Origin of the sequence: Pseudomonas sp. NyZ480 (assembly GCF_029537255.1) — a bacterium.
GTDB classification, from domain to species: domain Bacteria; phylum Pseudomonadota; class Gammaproteobacteria; order Pseudomonadales; family Pseudomonadaceae; genus Aquipseudomonas; species Aquipseudomonas taiwanensis.
In genome coordinates this window covers 219,168-235,588 of sequence record NZ_CP120626.1, presented here as the reverse complement: position 1 = coordinate 235,588, position 16,421 = coordinate 219,168, and the positions used below count along the sequence as shown (strand labels likewise).

General features: G+C 62.2%; 19 protein-coding genes. 10 read left to right on the top strand and 9 right to left on the bottom strand.

Annotated features, from left to right (window positions below; all coding sequences use genetic code 11):
- Positions 1-15 precede the first annotated feature (15 nt).
- Positions 16-678, bottom strand: coding sequence for a glutathione S-transferase (locus P3R38_RS01040; RefSeq protein WP_023378120.1), 663 nt, complete (start codon positions 676-678; stop codon positions 16-18).
- Between the two features lie 112 nt (positions 679-790).
- Between P3R38_RS01040 and P3R38_RS01035 the strand changes: the two genes are divergently transcribed.
- The 3 genes from P3R38_RS01035 to P3R38_RS01025 all read left to right on the top strand — a co-directional run bounded on the left by P3R38_RS01035 (position 791) and on the right by P3R38_RS01025 (position 4,417).
- A complete protein-coding gene (locus P3R38_RS01035) occupies positions 791-1,093 on the top strand; it encodes a hypothetical protein (RefSeq protein WP_023378119.1) in 303 nt (100 codons plus the stop codon).
- A 69-nt stretch (positions 1,094-1,162) separates the two neighbouring features.
- Entirely contained in the window at positions 1,163-1,408 is a 246-nt protein-coding gene (locus P3R38_RS01030; RefSeq protein WP_023378117.1) for a TIGR02647 family protein, read from the top strand.
- A gap of 144 nt (positions 1,409-1,552) precedes the next feature.
- Positions 1,553-4,417 carry a class I adenylate cyclase gene (locus P3R38_RS01025; protein ID WP_027907883.1) on the top strand — a complete coding sequence of 955 codons (2,865 nt, stop codon included), beginning with the start codon at positions 1,553-1,555 and terminating at the stop codon, positions 4,415-4,417.
- A 16-nt stretch (positions 4,418-4,433) separates the two neighbouring features.
- Here the strand turns inward: P3R38_RS01025 and rnk are convergent, their stop codons facing one another.
- From rnk to cyaY, 3 genes are all read right to left on the bottom strand, one after another.
- A complete protein-coding gene (gene rnk / locus P3R38_RS01020) occupies positions 4,434-4,844 on the bottom strand; it encodes a nucleoside diphosphate kinase regulator (protein ID WP_023378114.1) in 411 nt (136 codons plus the stop codon).
- Between the two features lie 147 nt (positions 4,845-4,991).
- A complete protein-coding gene (locus tag P3R38_RS01015) occupies positions 4,992-5,213 on the bottom strand; it encodes a DUF1289 domain-containing protein (protein ID WP_023378112.1) in 222 nt (73 codons plus the stop codon).
- 1 nt (position 5,214) lies between these two features.
- Positions 5,215-5,547: an iron donor protein CyaY gene (cyaY, locus tag P3R38_RS01010; protein ID WP_023378111.1), complete on the bottom strand. Its 333-nt coding sequence runs from the start codon at positions 5,545-5,547 to the stop codon at positions 5,215-5,217.
- Between the two features lie 257 nt (positions 5,548-5,804).
- On the opposite strand from cyaY, the gene P3R38_RS01005 reads away from it, so the two are divergent.
- The 6 genes from P3R38_RS01005 to P3R38_RS00980 are packed head-to-tail and all read left to right on the top strand — an operon-like array spanning position 5,805 to position 10,424.
- Positions 5,805-6,017: a lipoprotein gene (locus P3R38_RS01005; RefSeq protein WP_023378110.1), complete on the top strand. Its 213-nt coding sequence runs from the start codon at positions 5,805-5,807 to the stop codon at positions 6,015-6,017.
- 9 nt (positions 6,018-6,026) lie between these two features.
- A complete protein-coding gene (gene lysA / locus P3R38_RS01000; protein WP_104883071.1) occupies positions 6,027-7,274 on the top strand; it encodes a diaminopimelate decarboxylase in 1,248 nt (415 codons plus the stop codon).
- A 4-nt stretch (positions 7,275-7,278) separates the two neighbouring features.
- The gene (gene dapF, locus P3R38_RS00995) at positions 7,279-8,109 is read left to right on the top strand and encodes a diaminopimelate epimerase (protein ID WP_023378108.1); all 831 of its coding nucleotides are present in this window, start codon (positions 7,279-7,281) and stop codon (positions 8,107-8,109) included.
- A gap of 13 nt (positions 8,110-8,122) precedes the next feature.
- Positions 8,123-8,833 carry a DUF484 family protein gene (locus P3R38_RS00990; protein ID WP_277686747.1) on the top strand — a complete coding sequence of 237 codons (711 nt, stop codon included), beginning with the start codon at positions 8,123-8,125 and terminating at the stop codon, positions 8,831-8,833.
- Positions 8,833-9,732, top strand: a complete 900-nt coding sequence (gene xerC / locus P3R38_RS00985; protein ID WP_023378106.1) for a tyrosine recombinase XerC — start codon at positions 8,833-8,835, stop codon at positions 9,730-9,732. Before P3R38_RS00990 ends, xerC begins: the two co-directional genes overlap by 1 nt.
- Positions 9,729-10,424 (top strand): HAD family hydrolase, encoded by a 696-nt coding sequence (locus P3R38_RS00980; RefSeq protein WP_023378105.1) that lies wholly within the window; start codon positions 9,729-9,731, stop codon positions 10,422-10,424. Before xerC ends, P3R38_RS00980 begins: the two co-directional genes overlap by 4 nt.
- A 78-nt stretch (positions 10,425-10,502) precedes the next feature.
- On the opposite strand, the gene sutA is transcribed toward P3R38_RS00980, so the two are convergent.
- The 3 genes from sutA to glnK all read right to left on the bottom strand — a co-directional run bounded on the left by sutA (position 10,503) and on the right by glnK (position 12,985).
- Entirely contained in the window at positions 10,503-10,835 is a 333-nt protein-coding gene (sutA, locus tag P3R38_RS00975; protein ID WP_277686746.1) for a transcriptional regulator SutA, read from the bottom strand.
- Positions 10,836-11,267: 432 nt separating this feature from the next.
- Positions 11,268-12,599, bottom strand: coding sequence for an ammonium transporter (locus tag P3R38_RS00970; protein ID WP_023378103.1), 1,332 nt, complete (start codon positions 12,597-12,599; stop codon positions 11,268-11,270).
- Between the two features lie 47 nt (positions 12,600-12,646).
- The gene (gene glnK / locus P3R38_RS00965) at positions 12,647-12,985 is read right to left on the bottom strand and encodes a P-II family nitrogen regulator (protein ID WP_002555808.1); all 339 of its coding nucleotides are present in this window, start codon (positions 12,983-12,985) and stop codon (positions 12,647-12,649) included.
- Positions 12,986-13,453: 468 nt separating this feature from the next.
- Here glnK and P3R38_RS00960 point away from each other — a divergent pair, with 468 nt between their 5' ends.
- Positions 13,454-13,717 carry an accessory factor UbiK family protein gene (locus P3R38_RS00960; protein ID WP_023378102.1) on the top strand — a complete coding sequence of 88 codons (264 nt, stop codon included), beginning with the start codon at positions 13,454-13,456 and terminating at the stop codon, positions 13,715-13,717.
- A 27-nt stretch (positions 13,718-13,744) separates the two neighbouring features.
- Here P3R38_RS00960 and P3R38_RS00955 read toward each other — a convergent pair whose 3' ends face one another.
- Together P3R38_RS00955 and P3R38_RS00950 are read right to left on the bottom strand one after the other, a co-directional pair.
- The gene (locus tag P3R38_RS00955; protein WP_277686743.1) at positions 13,745-15,769 is read right to left on the bottom strand and encodes a DUF4034 domain-containing protein; all 2,025 of its coding nucleotides are present in this window, start codon (positions 15,767-15,769) and stop codon (positions 13,745-13,747) included.
- Positions 15,770-16,097: 328 nt separating this feature from the next.
- A complete protein-coding gene (locus P3R38_RS00950; protein WP_023378100.1) occupies positions 16,098-16,310 on the bottom strand; it encodes a PLDc N-terminal domain-containing protein in 213 nt (70 codons plus the stop codon).
- Positions 16,311-16,421 lie beyond the last annotated feature (111 nt).

Below are 16,421 nucleotides of genomic sequence, written 5' to 3'. Positions count from 1 at the left end.
TGCCGGCGATTGCTTTCAGCGCTTACCGCTGCGCACCATCTCCCTGAACGCCGGCATCGCCGCCTCCTTGTCCGCCACGATCCGCGCCATGTGCGGGTTCTCATTCATTTGACCCAGCAACGCCTTCGCCTGCGGGAAGTCCGCCAGGAAGTCGATGCCCAGCACCTTCTTGCCCACGGCACAAGCCAGGTCCACCGAGAAGCAGAACATCAGGTCGGCGATGGTCATCTGCTCGCCCGCGACATAGGGCGCGAAACGCCCGTTGCGCTTGAGTGTGGCGAACCCCGCCAGCAGATCGGCGCGCGCACGCTCCTTGATCAATGGCTCGACCGCCATACCGAAGAACGACTCGGCATAGCAGGTACGCGCGGGCAACTCTATATACAGCTCGATTTCCTTGAGCAGCTCACGCACCTTGGCCTGGGCAAACGCATCGGCAGGCAGCAATGGCTTACCGCCCTGCGTCTGCTCGATGTAGTCCAGGATGACGCTGGTTTCGCTCAGGAAACCGTGCTCAGTCTCCAGCACCGGCACCTTGCCACGCGGGCTGATGGCCAAGGCATTGGGCAGCTGGCCGCCGAAGAACGGCACCTCTTCGAAGGGGATTTCTTTCTCCAGCAGCGCCAGCTTGACCATGTTGTAGTAGTTGCTGACCGAGAATCCATGAAGCTTGAGCATTGGTTGACAGCCTCCAGGCCGTGTGGGGTTGGCCCGGCTTTTATAGACTGAACAGCCAGGCATGACCAGCCAAGGCGTGGCAAACTGTATGCCCCACTACAGGAGTACCGCCATGAGCGAGCCCACCGACATCGACAATGACGACGAAGAAGCGTTCGCCGAAGCGACGCTGACCCAGGCTATCGAGAACCAGATCGAAAGCGGCGAGCCGCCCGCTGCCAAGGCCACGTTCAACAAGCTGACCCTGGTGGGTTACGCGCGCGAAGACATCCTCAACCTCATGGCCCATGTGCTGGCCATTGAAATCGACAACATGCTCGATGAAGACCGTCCGTTCGACGGTGAGTGGTACGAAACAGCCTTGCGCGCGTTGCCGGAGCTTCCCCCTGAGGCGTATCAAGGCGACGACGAATAAGCCGACTACACTCCAGGATCAGGCACCGCTGCCGGTGCCGCCATCCTCGTCTGGAAGTCAGGAGTCGCCATGTCCTTCACCCCCGAACTGATCGCCGAATTGGAAGTCCTCGCCCTGTTCAACCTGGACAGCCATCAGGAAGGCATCAAGGTCCACAGCAACGCGTCGCCCGCCCTTGTCGCGGCAGCCAAGCGGCTGTTCGACAAACAACTGACCGACCAGCCTGACGGCGGCTACCTGACTAGCCTGGGGCTCGATGCCGCCCAGAGTGTCCAGCAGCTGCTGACCATCCTCAAGACTGCGCAACCGGCCTGATGGCATGGGCCCCATCAGCGGCGCGCCGCTGGTGGGGGCCCATGCGCTGGCAAAATGGCGTCAAATTTTGCGCTTTTCGACTTATCCGACTGCGATACTCAGGCTAAACTCGCCGCAGCTACCCTGGCCTGCTCTGAGCGCTGAATGAACCACCCCCACGAAATCCGCCCCGACCTGGACGAAGGCATCGACCGCAAGGTGCTGGCGAAATTGCGTGCGCGGTTCCTGCAGGTCAACGAAGGCAGGCTGCAGCGCGCCAAGGACGGGCTTTCGACGCGCCAGCAACAGGTGCTGACCCTTCTGCCGCTGTTGTTTCACGTCAACCATCCGTTGCTGCCCGGTTATGTCTCCGGCAGCACACCGGCCGGTGTCTCGGGCTTCGAGCCCGATGCAGAACTGGTCGCCGAGGGCCAACGACTGGCCCGCTCGTTCTCGTACAAGACGCGCCTGGGCAACCCGCATCGGCCGATTCATGGCCTGTTCCTGATGGGGAGCCTGGGTTCTCTGGCCCAGGCCGAACAGAGCGACATGGACCTCTGGGTGTGCCATGCACCAGGCCTGAACGACCATCAGCTCCAGGAGCTGCGGCGCAAATGCCAGTTGCTCGAAACCTGGGCCGACAGCCAGGGCGCCGAAGCGCACTTCTTCCTGATCGACCCGCAAGGTTTCGCCCAAGGCCAGCGAGACAGCCAGCTCAGCTCGGACGATTGCGGTACCACCCAGCATTTTTTGCTGCTCGATGAATTTTACCGCACCGCTATCTGGTTGGCCGGACGTACGCCGCTGTGGTGGCTCGTGCCCGTGTATGAGGAACACAACTATCGCGGCTACACCGAAACCTTATTGTCCAAGCGATTCATTCGTAGCACCGACGCCCTGGACCTGGGCAACCTGGCGCACATTCCGCCCGGTGAGTTTGTCGGCGCCGGCCTGTGGCAGCTGTTCAAGGGGATCGACTCACCCTACAAATCCTTGCTCAAGTTACTGCTGACCGAGGTCTATGCCAGTGAACACCCGAGCGGGCGCTGCCTGAGCCTGGACTACAAGCAATCTGTCTTCGCCAATCAGCTCAACCTCGATGAACTGGACCCCTACGTGATGGTGTACCGGCGAATCGAGCGTTATCTGCTGCAACGGGGAGAAACCGCCCGCCTCGAACTGGTGCGGCGCAGCCTCTACCTGAAGGTAAACAAGAAAATCAGCACACTTGACCGCTCACGCAACAGTGGCTGGCAGCGTCGGCTATTGCAGCGCCTGACCGATGAGTGGGGTTGGGACGAACGACAACTGGCCATGCTCGACAGCCGTAGCCAGTGGAAAGTGCGCCAGGTCGCCCTCGAACGCCGCGAACTGGTTGCCGAACTCAACCACAGTTACCGCTTCCTCAGCCAGTTCGCACACAACCAGAATGCCAGCAGCCGCGCTGACCAGCGCGACCTCAACGTGCTCGGCCGACGCCTGTATGCCGCCTTCGAGCGCCGGGCGGGCAAGATCGAGGTAATCAACCCCGGCATTGCCCCGGACCTGGCCGAGGACACCCTGACGCTGGTCCAGTCGCCCAATCGCAAGGAGCCTGGCAGCCACCATTGGGGCCTGTACAACGGCAATCTCGGTGTGCACGAGTGGGAACACTTCAGCCCGATCAAGCGCTGCCGCGAATTGCTCGAACTGCTGACCTGGGCCCACCGCAACGGCGTCATCGACAGCAGCACGCGCCTGGCGCTGCACCCTGGGGTCAGCGACCTGACGGAATTCGAGCTGTTCAACCTGCTGGGCAGCCTGCAGCAGAGCCTCCCCCTGCCGTTGGGCAGTGTCAGCGAGGTGCGCCTGCTGCAACCCAGCGTTGCCGATGAAATTCTGCTGCTGGTCAACGTCGGGGTCGACCCGCTGCGCCATCACCGTGACCTGAACATCCTGATGACCACCGAGCGCACCGACTCGTTGAGCTACGCCGGGGTGCGCGAGAACCTGGTGCTGACCGTTGACCAAATCACCCTCAATAGCTGGAACGAAGTGCTGGTGCAGCGTTACGACGGCGAGCATGCGCTGCTGCGTTGCCTACGCGACTTCCTCAACACACTCGGCCAGCGCAGCCATCGACCACGGGTGCGGGTGCGCTGTTTCTGCCACAACCGCGCCCAGGCCATCAGCCAGCGGGTCGAAGAGATTTTCGACACGGTGCAACTGCTGCTCGATCAAGGCCAGAACCATCGCTACCTGCTGCAAGTAGCACAGCATACGCATGCCCTGGAGTTGCAACCCGGCCAAGTCGCCCTGGTCACGCTGGACAGCCAGGAGGCCGTGCTCGATTACCTGGGCGAGGAACGCAGCGCTTACAGCCCACTGTACCTGGACGCCAATGCCCTGCAGGATCACGATCTGCCACTGGTGCTCGAGCAAGGCCGCCCCGACTGCATCCAGGTGTTCTACCGATTGTTCGATGGCTGGGCTGACCTGTATGTGCTCGACGAGTACAACGCCCTGTGGCAGCAACGCCTGCCGCTGCAGGACGAGCGTCATCTATTGCTGCCCTTGCAGCGTTTTCTGCGTTCGGTGGTGATGCGCCGTGATGCCCGCTTACCCCTGGATTACTCAAGGCAAGTGCCGCTGCAAATCCACTATGCGCAGCTGTTGCCGTCCGGGCCTGGCAAGGCACGCGGCATCGAGCCACGACCCGCACCGAACGAAGGCCTCGATCAGCCTTGCTACGAAGTCCAGGCCATTCTTCAGGCAGGCACTGACAACGACGTGCATGTCACGCTCTATTGCGACCAGTTGGAATTTTCCGAGTTGGACCACGGCGATGAGCTGTATGCCGTGGTCGCCCGACAGATTCTCGGCCAGCGTCGTAGCGCCGGGCAGTACCGGTGCTACATCACCGACCTGGACCTCTCGGAGCTGCTCGGCGACGAACTAGGGTCGACCATTCTCTACTTGCGCTACAAGCGCCAACTGGAACAGTCGCTTAACGAGGGCCTGGCACAGTTACAGGCGGCCCTGGAGCCCTGAACGGCCGCGATGACCGTCAGAGGTCGAAGTCGCCCGCAGCTTCCGGCTGGTACTCGACTGCCAGCAGCTTCAGTTTGAGGGTCTTGCCGCCCGGCGCCGGCCAGTCGATCTGCTCACCCACCGACAGGCCCAACAGCGCACAGCCAATGGGCGCCAGGATCGAGACCTTGCCGTCAGCACCGGCATCCTTCGGGTACACCAGGGTCAGGTGGTAGTCCTTGCCGCTGGCCTCCTCGCGGCAATGCACGCGGGAGTTCATGGTCACCACGCCGGCTGGCACTTCCTCATGACCGACCACCTGCTCGGCGCGGTCCAGCTCGCCCTGGAGGGCGAGCACACCCGGGGTACTTTCGTCGAGGCTGTCGATCAGGCGCTCGAGACGCTGTACGTCCAATCGGGTGAGGATGAGGGAAGGCTTGGTGCTCATGATCCAGTCAGGCTCCTTGTGAACAGGCTGTTTTCATCGGACAGATAAAGCAAAACCCCGCCCAAGGGCGGGGTTTGTGGATGCTTTGGCGTCACCGACGCAGACCCCGACACTACCACAGACGGGCAAATACTCAACCCCGTGGGGTCAATGTGCCTGTGCCTGCTCGCGCAGCGCCTGGGCCTCGCGGCAGATCTGCCGGCGCCGTTCGTCGTCCGCCGAGCGCCATTCACGGATGTGCTCGACATGGCGGTGGCAGCCGGTACAAACCTTGTGCTCATCCAGTCGGCAAACGCTGATGCATGGCGACGGCACTGCGGGACTGACATTGCTGTACAGCGGCTTGGGCGGCCGCACCTGGGCGCTCATGTCAGATCTCGTCGAAGTCCAGCTTCTCGCCGGCCCGTTCCCAGACAATGCGCTCGAGCATCTCGCCGAGCAGCTCTTCGCTTTTCTCGCAGACCCACTTGCCGCTCTCTTCGTCATAATCGAAGTGGAACCCACCGGAACGGTCGGCCAGCCACAATTGGCGCAGCGGCTCCTGGCGGCTGAAGATCAGCTGGCTGCCGTTGTCGAACTTGATGGTCAGCACCCCTGCGGAATTCTCCATGTCCAAGTCCAGGTCGCTCTCGTCGAACAGGTCTTCCAGGGCCTGTTGGGTCGCGTCGACCAGATCATGGAAACGCGCTTCGCTCAAACTCATTGCAGGAACCTCGAAATTGGCTGCTTACAGGCAAGGCGGGCAAGATACGGGCGCTTGCCGTTGAATGCAAAGGTTTGCCGTGGCCTTCATTGGCCTCATCGCCGGCAAGCCGGCTCCTACAGTGCCTGCGCAAGGCGATTTCCGGCACCGGCAGCACACAAGGATAGCCCGCCCGACGGACCGGCTCTTGCATAGGCAATCCGCTGGTCGCTCGGTATACTCGGTCGCAATACTGCTTATTTCAAAGGATTTCACCCATGAAGCGCCTGATTTCCTCACTTGCGGCGCTGGTCGCTGTTGCCTGCCTCGTTTCGGCCTGCGGTCAGAAAGGCCCTCTGTACCTGCCTGAAGAAGGCAAGGACGGCAAAGGCAGCCACAAATCGCATCAGCACCAGCACGCTCAACCTGCGCCAATGCAAGAGCAGCAGCCAGAGCAGCCAATCGAGCCCGAGCAGACGCCAGAGCAGTAAGGAAATCAGATGAACGCTTTCAACTACCGCGACGGTGAACTGTTCGCGGAGGGCGTGGCCCTGTCGGCCATTGCCGAACGTTTCGGCACCCCTACCTACGTGTACTCGCGCGCCCATATCGAGGCTCAGTACCGCAGCTACACCGATGCCCTGCAAGGCGTCGAGCACCTGGTGTGCTTCGCGGTCAAGGCCAACTCCAACCTGGGCGTACTGAACGTCCTGGCGCGCCTGGGCGCGGGCTTCGACATCGTTTCCGGCGGTGAGCTGGAGCGTGTGCTGGCCGCGGGCGGCCGCGCCGATCGCGTGGTGTTCTCTGGCGTCGGCAAGACCCGCGAAGACATGCGCCGGGCACTGGAAGTCGGCGTGCACTGCTTCAACGTCGAATCCACCGACGAACTCGAACGCCTGCAAGTGGTGGCCGCCGAGATGGGCAAGGTCGCCCCGGTCTCGCTGCGGGTCAACCCGGACGTCGATGCCGGTACCCACCCGTACATCTCCACCGGCCTCAAAGAGAACAAGTTCGGCATCGCCATTGCCGATGCCGAAGCCATCTATGTGCGCGCCGCGCAGTTACCGAACCTGGAAGTGGTCGGCGTCGACTGCCATATCGGTTCGCAGCTGACCACCGTCGACCCGTTCCTCGATGCCCTCGACCGCCTGCTGGTGCTGGTCGACCGCCTTGCCGAGTGTGGTATCCACCTGCGCCATCTGGACCTGGGCGGCGGTGTTGGCGTGCGTTACCGTGACGAAGAGCCACCGCAGGTGGCCGACTACATCAAAGCCATCCGTGAGCGCGTGGGCGACCGCGACCTGGCATTGGTGTTCGAGCCGGGCCGCTACATCGTGGCCAACGCAGGTGTCCTGCTGACCCGCGTGGAATATCTCAAGCACACCGAACACAAGGACTTCGCCATCATCGATGCGGCGATGAACGACCTGATCCGCCCCGCCCTGTACCAGGCCTGGATGGGTGTCAGCGCGGTCAAGCCACGCGAGGGCAAAGGCCGGGCCTATGACCTGGTCGGGCCGATCTGCGAAACCGGCGACTTCCTGGCCAAGGACCGTGAGCTGAACCTGGCCGAGGGCGACCTGCTGGCCGTTCAGTCCGCGGGCGCCTATGGTTTCGTCATGAGCTCGAACTACAACACCCGTGGCCGTTGCGCGGAAATCCTGGTCGACGGCGATCAGGCTTTCGAAGTCCGCCGCCGCGAGACCATCGCCGAACTGTACGCTGGCGAAAGCCTGCTGCCGGAGTGAGCCCATGCTGCTGCGTTTTACCAAGATGCATGGGCTGGGCAACGACTTCATGGTCCTGGACCTGGTCAGCCAGCACGCCCACATCCAGCCTAAGCACGCCAAGCAATGGGGTGACCGCCATACCGGCATCGGTTTCGACCAGTTGCTGATCGTCGAGGCGCCGAACAATCCGGAAGTGGATTTCCGTTACCGCATCTTCAACGCTGACGGGTCCGAGGTTGAACAGTGTGGCAACGGCGCGCGCTGCTTCGCCCGCTTCGTGCTGGACAAGCGCCTGACTGCGAAGAAGCGCATCCGCGTCGAAACCAAAGGCGGGATCATCGAGCTGGACGTGCAGAACGATGGCCAGGTATGCGTCGACATGGGCCCGCCACGGTTCATCCCGGCCGAGATTCCCTTCATCGCCGAGCAACAGGCGCTGAGCTACTCGCTGGAGGTCGACGGCCGCGATTATTCGATTGCCGCCCTCTCCATGGGTAACCCCCATGCGGTGCTGCGTGTCGATGACGTACAAACGGCACCGGTGCATGAGCTGGGGCCGAAGATCGAAAATCATCCTCGCTTCCCACAACGGGTCAATGCCGGGTTCCTCCAGGTCATCGACCGTCATCGTGCCAACCTGCGAGTGTGGGAGCGCGGCGCGGGGGAAACCCAGGCCTGCGGCACCGGTGCTTGCGCTGCGGCGGTCGCTGCAATCAGTCAGGGGTGGATGGATTCTCCGGTCACCCTCGACCTGCCTGGTGGACGCCTGAACATCGAATGGGCCGGCCCCGGCAAGCCTGTGTTGATGACCGGCCCCGCCGTGCGTGTCTACGAAGGACAGGTTCGTCTCTAAACGAGTAACCGCCATGACCGAACAGCCTAACGTTGTACCCCAGCAACCCAGCGAGCTCGATGCCGAAGCGGTGGTCACGTATTTGCGCGCCCACCCGACCTTCTTCGCCGAGCACGATGAGTTGCTGATAGAGCAGCGCATTCCGCATCAGCGTGGCGACAGCGTGTCGCTGGTAGAGCGTCAGCTCAAGCTGCTGCGCGACCGCAACATCGAGATGCGCCATCGCCTGTCGCAACTGATGGACGTGGCACGGGACAACGACCGGCTGTTCGACAAGACCCGTCGGCTGACCCTCGACTTGCTGGATGCCGCCAGCCTCGAAGAAGTGGTGATGGCCGTCGAAGACAGCCTGCGCCAGGAATTCCAGGTGCCCTTCGTGAGCCTGATCCTGTTCGGGGAAAACGTCGCCCCAGTCGGACGCTGGGTCAGCAATGCCGAGGCCCAGCAGGCCATTGGCGGGCTGCTGGGCGGTGGCAAGACCGTCAGCGGCAACCTGCGCGAACACGAACTGGCCTTTCTGTTCGGTGAGGAGCAGCGTCACGAAGTCGGCTCCAGCGCCGTGGCCGCCCTTGAATACCAGGGGCTGCATGGGGTCCTGGCAATCGGCAGCCGTGACCCGCAACACTACAAGAGCAGTGTCGGTACGCTGTTCCTCGGCTACATCGCTGAGGTGCTTGGCCGCGTGGTTCCCCGTGTCACCCAGACCCTGCGCCCGGTGCGCTGATGGAGCGCCAGCTGGAGGCTTATTGCGCGTACCTGCGCAACGAGCGCCAAGTGTCCGACCACACCCTGCTGGGCTATCGCCGCGACCTCGCCAAGGTCATCCAATACTGCAAGAACCAAGGCATCGCCAGCTGGAATGAACTACAGATCCAGCAGCTTCGACAGCTGATCGCACGCCTGCATCACGATGGCCAATCCTCACGCAGCCTGGCGCGCTTGCTTTCAGCGGTGCGCGGACTGTATCGCTATCTGGTCCGTGAAGGCCTGTGCCAGCACGATCCCGCCAACGGCCTGGCACCGCCCAAGACCGAGCGACGCCTGCCCAAGGTACTGGACACCGACCGCGCCCTGCAGTTGCTGGAAGGAGGCGTGGACAATGACTTCATCGCCCGCCGCGACCAGGCCATTCTCGAGCTGTTCTATTCCTCTGGCCTGCGCCTGTCCGAGCTGACCAACCTCGACCTCGGACACCTCGACCTGGCCGCCGGCCTAGTGCAAGTGCTCGGCAAGGGCGGCAAGGCGCGCGTACTGCCGGTAGGCCGCAAGGCCCGTGAGGCCTTGCAGGAATGGTATCGACTGCGCGGCATCGGCAACCCTCGCGACGGCGCGGTGTTCATCACGCGTCAAGGTAACCGCCTGAGCCCACGAGCCATCCAGATGCGGGTAAAAGCCGCTGGCGAGCGCGAGCTTGGCCAACACCTGCATCCGCACATGCTTCGCCATTCTTTCGCAAGCCATGTGCTGGAGTCGTCCCAGGACCTGCGCGCGGTGCAGGAGATGCTCGGCCATGCCGACATCAGCACCACGCAGATCTACACCCACCTGGACTTCCAGCACCTGGCCGCGGTCTACGACAGCGCCCACCCTCGGGCCAAACGCAGCACAGGCACAGACTCATGAGCATCAAGCTGATCACCTTCGACCTTGACGATACTCTGTGGGACACCGCGCCGGTGATCGCCAGCGCGGAGGTGGTCCTGCGCGACTGGCTCGAAGCCAATGCCCCAATCCTCGGCGGTGTGCCTGTAGAACACCTGTTCGCCATCCGTGAGCGGCTGGTGGCGGCCGAACCAGGCCTCAAGCACCGCATCAGCGCGTTGCGTCGGCGCGTACTGTTCCATGCCCTTGAAGAAGTCGGCTACAGCGAAAAGCACGCCCAGGAGCTGGCAAACGAAGGGTTCGAAGTGTTCCTGCACGCGCGGCACCAGGTCGAGGTTTTCCCCGAGGTGCAGCCCGTGCTGGAAATCCTGCGTCACCACTACACCCTGGGAGTGGTGACCAACGGCAATGCCGACGTGAGCCGCCTGGGGCTGGCGGACTACTTCAAGTTTGCCCTGTGCGCCGAAGACCTTGGCATCGGCAAGCCGGACCCCGCACCGTTCGTGGAAGCGCTGCGCCGTGGCGAGGTTGACGCGAGCGCGGCGGTGCATATCGGTGACCACCCAGGCGATGACATTGCCGGGGCTCAGCGTGCTGGATTGCGCGCTGTGTGGTTCAACCCGCAGGGCAAGACCTGGGCCGGAGAAAACGCACCGGATGCCGAAATTCAACGACTGTCGCAGTTGCCCGACGTGATCGCGCGCTGGCGCTGACGCTCGCCCGCGCCTTCAGGCCTGACCACGGCCCACAAAAAAGCCCGCAGCGACGGCGGGCTTTTTTGCGTCAGCCACTCAGATAGGGCGGCTGCCGTACTTGTTGTCCGGCTTCTTGGGTGGATCGGCGACCACGTTGGCCTCGACCTCTTGAACCTTGCCACCACGGGCCAGGAACTCTTCCATGGCCTTGGCCAGGGCGTCACGTTCCTTCTGCTTGGCTTCCATGCTCGGCATCTCGTCTACCGAGACAGCCGACTTGGAGGATTTGCCCTTGGCAGCGGGTGCCGGGCTGCTGTCGTCATCGCCAGCATCTTCGGCGCCATCGTCAGCCGCAGCTTCGAGGCCCTCATCACCCTCGTCTTCGTCGCCTACTTCGAGGTCATCGTTTTCCAGATCGTCGTCGCTCATGTTCTACCTCATGACTTGCGAAAAGCAGGTTAGTTATAGACCAGTGCGCAGCCGTAGACCGGCTGTCACCAGTGAAAATTCAACTGGCCGTGGGTTGGCCACTGCCCTTGTGGCACCCGCTCCTGATGGGAGGCGGTACCAAACAGACCCTACTCCTGGCAGGGACTGACAAATTCTTCCGGACCCTGCTGGCCACACGCTATTGGCAAGCCTAGCAAAGGCTGGCGAAGCGTGTGGACTGCTCGTCAAACACCCTTCGGCGCGCATTCTAGCGCGCTCGCAGAAAAAGCAAAGCACCATGAATGCCCTGCATCTTGTAAGTATTCGCCCTACGTCGCGAACGTGAACGATAAACCGTTTGCACTGCTGGAAATGACGAATTTTAGGCAAAAAAATGCCCGGCGAACCGGGCAAGTTTTTCCAGCGTCGCGGTTACAGGTTGTAGCCGCGCTCGTTGTGTTGAGCCAGGTCGAGGCCGACCGACTCTTCTTCTTCGTTGACCCGCAGGCCCATCACCACGTCCAGCACCTTGAGGATGATGTAGGTGACGATAGCGGTGTAGACCACGGTGAAGATCACGCCCTTGGCCTGAATCCAGAGCTGTGCGCCGATATCGGTGACCGCGCCGAAGCCCCCCAGGGCCGGGGCTGCGAACACACCGGTCAGCAGTGCACCGATGATGCCGCCGATACCGTGCACACCGAAAGCATCCAGCGAGTCGTCGTAGCCCAGCTTGCGCTTGAGGGTGGTGGCGCAGAAGTAGCAGACCACGCCAGCGACCAGGCCGATCACCAGTGCGCCCATCGGACCAACGGTGCCGGCGGCAGGGGTGATGGCCACCAGGCCAGCCACCACACCCGAGGCGATGCCCAGGGCGCTCGGCTTACCGTGACCAATCCATTCGGCAAACATCCAGCCCAGCGCGGCAGCGGCGGTAGCGATCTGGGTAACCAGCATGGCCATGCCGGCAGTGCCGTTGGCAGCGGCGGCGGAGCCTGCGTTGAAGCCGAACCAACCGACCCACAGCATGGCAGCACCCATCAGGGTGTAGCCCAGGTTATGCGGTGCCATCGGAGTGGTTGGGTAGCCTTTGCGCTTGCCCAACACCAGGCAGGCCACCAGACCGGCGATACCGGCGTTGATGTGCACCACGGTGCCGCCCGCGAAGTCCAGCACGCCCCAGTCCCACATCAGCGCGCCGTCACCGCTCCAGACCATGTGCGCAATCGGCGCATAGACCAGGGTGAACCAGACGCCCATGAAGATCAGCATGGCGGAGAACTTCATGCGCTCGGCGAACGCACCGACGATCAGCGCCGGGGTGATGATGGCGAAGGTCATCTGGAAGGTGATGAACACTGCCTCAGGGAACAGCGCAGCGGCCGAGGTCAGGTTGCTGGGCGTGACACCGCTCAGAAACGCCTTGGAGAAGCCGCCGACGAAGGAATTGAAGTTGAGCACGCCCTTTTCCATACCTGTGGTATCGAAGGCCATGCTGTAGCCGTAGACGACCCAGAGAATGCTCATCAGGCCGGTGATGGCGAAGCACTGCATCATCACCGAGAGCACGTTCTTGGAACGCACCATGCCACCGTAGAACAGGGCCAGGCCTGGGATGGTCATGAACAGCACCAGCGCCGTCGCGGTCAGCATCCACGCGGTGTCGCCGGAGTTCAGCACTGGGGCAGCCTCCTCTGCCAGGGCGAGACCGGGCATTACGAGGGACAATAGGGCTCCTAGCCCTGCGATCTTACGCAGAGTCATTTGTTTTCTCCTGGGGCGTTGGGTTTGGTGAGGCTTTTTTTGTCGCTTTAGATCGCGTCGGTATCGGTTTCGCCGGTACGGATACGGATCGCCTGCTCCAGATTCACAACGAAGATCTTGCCGTCGCCGATCTTGCCGGTGTTGGCGGCCTTGGTGATGGCCTCGATCACTCGATCAAGGTCCTTGTCGTCGATGGCGACATCGATCTTCACCTTGGGCAGGAAGTCGACGACATACTCGGCGCCGCGATACAGCTCGGTATGGCCTTTCTGCCGGCCGAAGCCCTTGACCTCGGTGACGGTGATGCCCTGCACGCCGATTTCCGACAGCGACTCGCGCACGTCGTCCAGCTTGAACGGCTTGATGATGGCTGTGACTAGCTTCATGAAACTCTCTCCCGATTTGGTGGACTTGCCCCAGGAAAACAAACCCGTCTCAAGTCTAAGCGCAGCGGTTGGCTTTGTAACGCGTCGTCGGCTCGTTCTTGCAACCGACTGACGTTTCGGTTGTGACGCAAGACCTTCCGGCTCCGCGTGCGCACTGCCTGGTCACAAGGAACTGCATCAGTGCATGGCTCGCAGTGGTCTTTGCAGAAACCTTGCCAGTTCCGATAAACCGCCAAAAAACAGCGTGTTGCGTAAAACAGTCGGAATTGGCCAGTCGCCAGCACTAAAAAGATGCACAATTTCAGTGCGCGCAGCCCTCGCACACTGCGCAAAAAGCGTGCAACCCAAGCAGTTCATCCCCGCCCTCTGTTGGGTCATGCTCGGCAGCGATCGACGGCGCCCTGAAGCAGCCAAACGCCCGCGTGCTACACTCCCGCTCTTTCTCGACGATTACCGGACAAGCCGAACATGCTCGCGCCAAAAGCTTTTCTCGACGCCCTGAGCGACCAGGCCTCGCGCCTGTTCAACAGCGACACTGCCCAACCCCGCGCCGAACTGGAAAGCCAGTTCAAGGTGCTGATGCAAGGCGCTTTCAGCAAGCTGGACCTGGTCAGCCGCGACGAATTCGACAGCCAGATGGTCGTTCTGGCACGCACCCGTGCTCGCCTGGAGGCCCTGGAAAAGCAGGTCGCCGAGCTGGAAGCCCGCATGGCGCCTAACGCCCAGGAATAACCCCCGGCCAGCCCTGCTGGCCTTGCTCTACACTAAGGCGCGCGTGCGCTCGCGCCTGGCGGTCGATGCCGGAGGCGGTAACTCGTTGGGGTAAAGCGTTCCGCGAAACAGCGTTGCGCCGCAGAACGTGAGCAGTGTCCTGAACACGTTGTGCGAGTTGAGTATCGCGCTGCGGATACCTTCGACTTCCGGGTCGTCCGGCTGCAGCACGGCCGCCCTGCTTACCCACTCGATGGCGGCGAAGCGGCTTTGCTTGCGTGTGCCGTGTCCCTGCATCCAGGCCAGCCCCATGTGCGCGCAGGCACGCCCGGCGATGCAGGGATCCTCGTGCTGTACCAGTTCAAGCAAGTATCCGACGGCCTCTTCGCGCTCGACAGGTTCACCGAACTGGCGCAACAAGCTTCCCAGTTGCAGCCGCGCATGGGCATCTGTCTGCGCGTGGCCCATGGCATCGAGCAACAATCGCTTGACCGACAGCATCGCACCGCGCTCACTCAGGTCCTCATCGGCCATGCGCCGACAAGCCACCTCGTAGCTAGCCCGCGGGCTGCCCAAGGCCAGCGCACGCATCAACCAGCGCTGCGCGGCCCCGGCGTCCAGATAGCATTCCGGCGTGCCCTCCAGCCCTCCCCGATGCAGATCGTGAAGGCGCATGGCAGCGTCCGACAGCCCGCATTCGGCACATTGCTCGTCGAAGAAACGCGCGGGCTCGTACAACCGGGCTGCCCATAACAGACGCGGTACTTCCTGCATGTCGAAGCCCTGCCCTTGGCATTCCGATTGCCGGTTTACAGCGGCCTCCAACCATTCGCGGGCCTGCTCAAGGGACCGGACAAAGCCCCACAGCCCGAACTGACACCCTACAGCCCGCAGCGCACAGGCGGCCGCAAACATGCGGCTCTCGCACAGATGCTCGATGGCGATGCGCAGCGACTGCCTGTCGTCCTGCATGCCGTGCTGCACGACCAGGCAGGCGAAGGTGTAGAACGACTGCGCCCCGCCGCGCTCGAAGCAGTGGTCAGGGCTCAGGTCGACACAGGCTACGAAGTCGTCCATGGCACCGGCATGGTCACGCGACGTGTGCCAGCGCCATGTACCCCGTCGTGCCAGAAGCATGGCACGCTCCCTCGGCCTGAGTTCACGCGGCCACCAGTGGTCGAAGATACATTGCCATTGGCCGGTCTCCTGAGACTGCAGGGGGCCCGATAGCCGGAAGTCGCCTTCGAACTGCAGCGCGCGGATGGCGTTACGTTGGGCGTCCCCCCAACCTTGGCAAAACGGGCCGCTGACCAAATCTTCGAGCGCCTGCAGGCTCCCACCCCAACGGGGTAGCAGGTAGGTTGCATATGCCTCGACCGCCTCGAAGCAGCCGGCAAACCAGCGCAGAGCATGGCCCAGCCAATACTGCTGCGCACTTTCGTCCCAGCGCGCAGACCGCATGGCCAGGCAGGGTGGCAGGTACTGTGGCAGGTCGACTAAAGGTGCGAAGCCAAATCGGACCAGAAACGGTGCCGCTGCCTCCTGGATCTCCACGTCAGGGTGGGCACTGGGCCTGTAGCGTGCGGGCTTGCCATGTAGAAGCTCGTTCAGCCACCCCGGTTCACGGAAATGCGCGCTCATGTGCAGCATGCAGATGGCCGCTGCCACCGGCACGTTGGACAGCGCCATGGCCCGCAGCAGGTGCACCGCGCCGATTTCGCAGACCTGCTCGGCCGCCAGCCAACGCGCTTCGCTCACTTCGTCGGTGCCATCGCCCCCCTGCACATGGCGGGCACGATCAAGGCAGTGAAAACCCATGGCCACCCGCGGGTGATAGGCATTGGGGCAGGCCTGGATCCAGGCCTTGAGGAACTGGGTGAGAGCCTTGCCACCCTGGATGCCCGAACAGGCCTGCAGGTGCCATTCGAATGCCTCCAGATAAGCAGGACACTCACCAGGGGACGCCTGCAACCAGCGCGCTTCGAGAACGTTGAAGTAATCGTTGAGTTCAGGAAATGCATTGGCCTGCACCAGTTCGTGGATGTCCTGACGGGTGCGAGTGAGCGTTTGCACAGGGCTTTACCTTGTAAGTCCATTTTGACGAAGCCGCGTTGTCGTCCGGTGACAACGTCAGTGATCGTTGAACACTAAGCCATTGGCAAGCCCTGCGCAAAATTATTGGATCCAAAAGTTGCGGATTAAAACCCCCTGACTTTCGGAGACTCCAGGCCCACATGATGAGGCCCAGGAGGTGTCATGACGGGTCAACGCAACCCCAAAGCATTCAAGATCGAAGCGGTCAAGCAAGTAACTGAGCATAGCGAGCCCTAAGAGAGAGCCTGCTGAGCCTTGCTCATGGCGTTGCGCTACCGGGTCAAGGGATTTCATCCTGGTCGCTCAATCATTTCTCCTGCAGCACCGCCCTGCCCTTCACCGCCCGCGGCCCCCGCCAGGCCCAGAAAAGCAACCCTGGGAACGGTGCATAGACCACGAACACGATCCACAGCATCTTGCGCTCTGCGCGCCGGTCGCTGCCGATGATGTGCCAGATGGCAAAGATCTCAAGGATGATGACCAAGGCCGCGACAATGATCCAGATCGTTCCGATTTCCATAAGCACTCTCCTGCTGGCATGTATTCGATTGAGTCCCGGCCAGCTGTGAGGGTTCATTCCGATTTTCCTTCGAGCACATTGCTGTGCCTGCCGAATGCCACGACGGCACAG